Below are 4,444 nucleotides of genomic sequence, written 5' to 3' on the forward strand. Positions count from 1 at the left end.
TCCTCTGCCGGATCCTCTGCCGGATCCTCTGCCGGTTCTTCCTGCCGGTTCACTCTCGCCGGTTCGGGGCCGAACCGCCGGAACGCGCAGCCGGAGCCGGTCTCTGCTGATCACTTTCGGTCGCTGCCTGCCGGGTCACTCTGTGCAGATGTGAGCCCACCTATGGTCACACGTCCAAGTGTGTCGGACCCTACTGACAGTCGTCGCCGTCGGTCCTGGGACGCCTTCCCGCGGCGAGTTCGAACTCGGCCCTGGGGTGTTCCAGCGAGCCGAGGGAGACGATCTCGCGTTTGAAGAGGCCGGCCAGGGTCCATTCGGCGAGTACGCGGGCCTTGCGGTTGAACGTCGGGACCCGGCTCAGGTGATAGACGCGGTGCATCAGCCAGGCCGGGTAGCCCTTGAGCCTGCGTCCGTAGACGTGCGCGACGCCCTTGTGGAGGCCGAGCGAGGCGACGGAGCCCGCATAGCTGTGCCGGTACTCCGTGAGCGGTTCGCCGTTCATGGACGCCACGATGTTCTCCGCGAGGACCTTGGCCTGGCGGACCGCGTGCTGGGCGTTGGGCGCGGTCTCCCGTCCGGGCTCGTCGGCGGTCAGGTCGGGGACGGCGGCGGCGTCACCGGCGGCCCAGGCGTGTTCGGCGCCTTCGACGGTGAGTTCCGCCGTGCAGATGAGCCGGCCGCGTTCGTTGAGCGGGAGGCCGGTGGCGGCGAGCAGCGGCGCGGGTTTCACGCCGGCTGTCCACACGAGCGTGCGAGTCGGGAAGCGGGAGCCGTCGCTGAGTACGGCCACCCGGTCCTCGCAGGACTCCAGCCGGGTGTCGAGACGTACGTCGATATTGCGGCCGCGCAGCTCCCGGACGGCGTACTTGCCCATCGATTCGCCGACCTCGGGCAGGATGCGGCCGGTCGCCTCGACGAGGATCCACTTCAGGTCCTCGGCCTTGATGTTGTGGTAGTACCGCGCGGTGTAGCGGGCCATGTCCTCCAGCTCGGCCAGCGCCTCCACGCCCGCGTAGCCGCCACCGACGAAGACGAAGGTGAGGGCGGCGTCGCGGATCGCGGGGTCGCGGGTGGCGGAGGCGATGTCCATCTGCTCGATCACGTGGTTGCGCAGCCCGATGGCCTCCTCGATGGTCTTGAAGCCGAAGCCGTGGTCGGCGAGGCCGGGGACCGGGAGGGTGCGCGAGACGGAGCCGGGCGCGACGACGATCTCGTCGTACGGGATCTCAACCGCACCGGTGCCGTCCTCGCCCGTGGCCAGGGTGGTGACCGTCGCGGTGCGCTTGGCCGTATCGATGCGCTGCGCCTCGCCGATGACGATCGTGCAGTGCGGCAGGACCCGGCGCAGCGGGACGACCACATGGCGCGGTGAGATCGAACCGGCGGCGGCTTCGGGAAGGAACGGCTGATACGTCATATAAGGATCAGGAGAGACGACGACAATCTCGGCCTCGCCGCTTCTCAGCCGCTGCTTCAGCTTCCGCTGGAGACGCAGCGCGGTGTACATCCCGACGTAGCCGCCGCCGACGACGAGAATGCGCACACCCGGCGGGGGGCCGGGGGGTGTTCCCCCGGAATCTGAAGCCATCACCACTCCATGACGCAACGCGCTCCGGAGTTTGTCCACAGCCCCGGCAAATTGTGTGACCGGAGCTTCCGAACGGGCCGCTCCGGTTGATCGTTGCGGCAATACGGAAGTCCCGCAGGTCAGGGGTTGCGGTGAGGGGCACGGGCAGCGGGCGAATCGGTGACCAACCGGTCCTTGTTCCGATCGGGGGGCGCTCCGGGCGGAACTGCCCCCTTCTGAATTGACTCTGGCTCAACTATGTTCGTGTGTCGTCGGGGTGTCGGATGGGACCATCGGTCAACCCGGCAGACACGGCGGGAGTCTCCGGGGGGAGACGTCATAACCGGGGGAACAGTTATGCATATTCAGGAATCGCATTGGCCGACTGCTGCTGTCACGTCCGAAGGAAACGGACGAATCGGCGCAGTCGGTACAGTCGGAACGGTGAGCGGCATCGGGTCATCAGGGACCGCCGCACCGTCGGGAGCAGTGAGCACTCTGGGTGCCGCACTCGGCTCGGGCACCGTCGGTGCCGGAGCGCACGGCCGCTCGGCGCCGCTGCGCGTGGACGCGCAGCGCAATCTGGAACATGTGCTGCGGGCGGCGCGCGAAGTGTTCGGCGAGCTCGGGTACGGCGCTCCGATGGAGGACGTGGCGCGTCGCGCCCGCGTCGGTGTCGGCACGGTGTACCGGCGCTTCCCCAGCAAGGACGTGCTGGTGCGGCGGATAGCCGAGGAGGAGACCTCCCGGCTGACCGACCAGGCCCGGTCCGCGCTGGGGCAGGAGGAGGAGCCGTGGTCGGCGCTGTCGCGCTTCCTGCGGACCTCGGTCGCCTCGGGCGCGGGGCGGCTGCTGCCTCCGCAGATACTGCGGGTCGGCGTGGACACCGACGACTCGACAGTGGTCGGCGATCCGGGCGCCGTACGGGCAGCGGAGTCGGCCGTACCGGGCTCGGCGGCCGTTGACGCCCGGGACGAATCCCGGGTACCGCACCAACGGCAGGAGGCCGGCCAGGCGACGGACGGACCACGGGCGGCCGAGCCCCGGCCTGTGCCGGAGCCGGAGATCGACGGCGTCGGCAGCGGATCGGCCGAGCTGCTGGAGGTCGTGGGCCGGCTGGTCGACCGGGCGCGGACGTCGGGTGAGCTGCGCCGCGATGTGACGGTGGCCGATGTGCTGCTGGTCATCGCGACGGCGGCACCCTCGCTGCCGGACGCGGCTCAGCAGGCGGCGGCTTCGGCCAGGCTGCTGGAGGGGCTGCGCTCGCGGCCTGCGTGAGCGGGCTGGGCCGGCGGTTCGGGCCGGCGGGCGGCGTGAGGGCTGCGTGAGCGGGCGGCGTGAGGGCTGCGTCGGCCTGCTGGAGTGACCGGGGAGCGCGCCCGGCTCGGCTGGGTCTGACTCACCCGGCTGGGTCCGGCCTGCCCCGCTCGGTGAGTGTCTCGCTCACGCGGTGCGGTGAGTCGGCGAGAGCGGTGCGATGAGTGCGGTGAGTGCCGGTCGGTGCGTCGATGTGACCCGCGTTTGCGGGGCGTACCGGCGGACCGGCCGTGGCCTCAGTCGCCGCTTTCGACGCGATCGCACTCAACTGCCCCATCAGCACATCCTGTTACTTCTTCCCCGAACGAGTGTCCGCTAGTGCTCATATTCGGGAGACCGCCCCGGATGAGTGGTTGGCAGGGCTGAGGGGTCGCCGCTCCTGCCCTCTGTGGCACGCTTGCCCGGTATTCGGGTCCGAAAGCGCATACGGGGGCGTCCGCGATGAGCGGTGACGGGCAGCAGGATGAGCCGTTCGACGGTGTCTCCACCACGGGCGGCGGCACCGGCACGGGCGGCCTGCCCTCGGAACAGGTGCCGAGCCAGGCCGGACCCGGGCGCCAGGGCGCCGGCGAAGGGGCCGGCGGCACGGTTCTGCCCGGACCATGGCCCCCCTCACCGGTCGAGACCCCGGCACCGGCGAACCCGGACGGAACCTACGCCGCAGCGGGGGCCGCGGTCCCCATGCAGCGGGTCGCCAGCAGCTCGGCCGCTGCGGACACGACCGGACTCGCTCTCTCCGACGCCCAGTTGATCCAGCGGATGCGGGAAGGCGACGACCTCGCGTACGAGGAGCTGTTCCGCCGGCACTCGGACCAGGTGCGCCGGTACGCGCGCACCTGCTGCCGGGACGCGCACACCGCAGACGACCTGACGGCCGAGGTCTTCGCCCGGACGCTGCAGGCGGTACGGGGCGGCAAGGGGCCCGAGGAGGCGGTGCGCGCCTATCTGATGACCGCGGTCCGGCACGTCGGCGCCGCGTGGACGAAGACCGCCAGGCGGGAGCAACTGGTCGATGACTTCGCGGCGTTCGCCGCTCAGGCGTCGCGCTCCTCCAAGGTGCCGGACGCGGACACCCTCGATCTCGGCGCCGATGTGACGGCGATGCACGAGGCCGAGCAGTCGATGGCGATGCAGGCCTTCCGCAGCCTCCCGGAGCGCTGGCAGGCGGTCCTGTGGCACACCACCGTCGAGGAGGAGTCGCCCAGCGACATCGCCCCGCTGTTCGGGCTCACCGCCAACGCCACTTCGGTACTGGCCAGCCGGGCCCGCGAAGGGCTCAAGCAGGCGTATCTGCAGGCCCATGTGAGCCAGGCGCTCACCTCCGGCGGTGACTGCGCGCGCTACGCCGACCGGCTCGGCGCCTATGCCCGTGGCGGGCTGCGGATGCGGGCCGAGCGCGGGCTGCGGGGGCACCTGGACGAATGCGCGAAATGCCGCTTGGCAGCGGGCGAACTGGCCCATGTGAATGCCGGGATTCCCGCGCTGCTCCCGATCGCGGTCATCGGCTGGTTCGCCGCCGGATACGCGCTCAAGGCCGCCGGGATCGTGGCGGCCTTGAGC

General features: G+C 70.9%; 3 protein-coding genes. 2 read left to right on the plus strand and 1 reads right to left on the minus strand.

Features of this window, described 5'->3' with window-relative positions; all coding sequences use genetic code 11:
• Positions 1 to 190: 190 nt before the first annotated feature.
• Positions 191 to 1,588, minus strand: a complete 1,398-nt coding sequence (locus J1C73_RS33050) for an NAD(P)/FAD-dependent oxidoreductase (RefSeq protein ID WP_207319590.1) — start codon at positions 1,586 to 1,588, stop codon at positions 191 to 193.
• Positions 1,589 to 2,056: 468 nt separating this feature from the next.
• Here J1C73_RS33050 and J1C73_RS33055 point away from each other — a divergent pair, with 468 nt between their 5' ends.
• On the plus strand, positions 2,057 to 2,845 hold the full coding sequence (locus tag J1C73_RS33055; protein ID WP_372446778.1) for a TetR/AcrR family transcriptional regulator: 789 nt from the start codon (positions 2,057 to 2,059) through the stop codon (positions 2,843 to 2,845).
• A 480-nt stretch (positions 2,846 to 3,325) separates the two neighbouring features.
• Positions 3,326 to 4,444, plus strand: a 1,119-nt coding sequence (locus J1C73_RS33060; RefSeq protein ID WP_207319592.1) for a sigma-70 family RNA polymerase sigma factor, incomplete at its 3' end; no start/stop codon positions are given.

Source organism: Streptomyces laculatispora (genome assembly GCF_017353455.1).
Taxonomy (GTDB): domain Bacteria; phylum Actinomycetota; class Actinomycetes; order Streptomycetales; family Streptomycetaceae; genus Streptomyces; species Streptomyces laculatispora.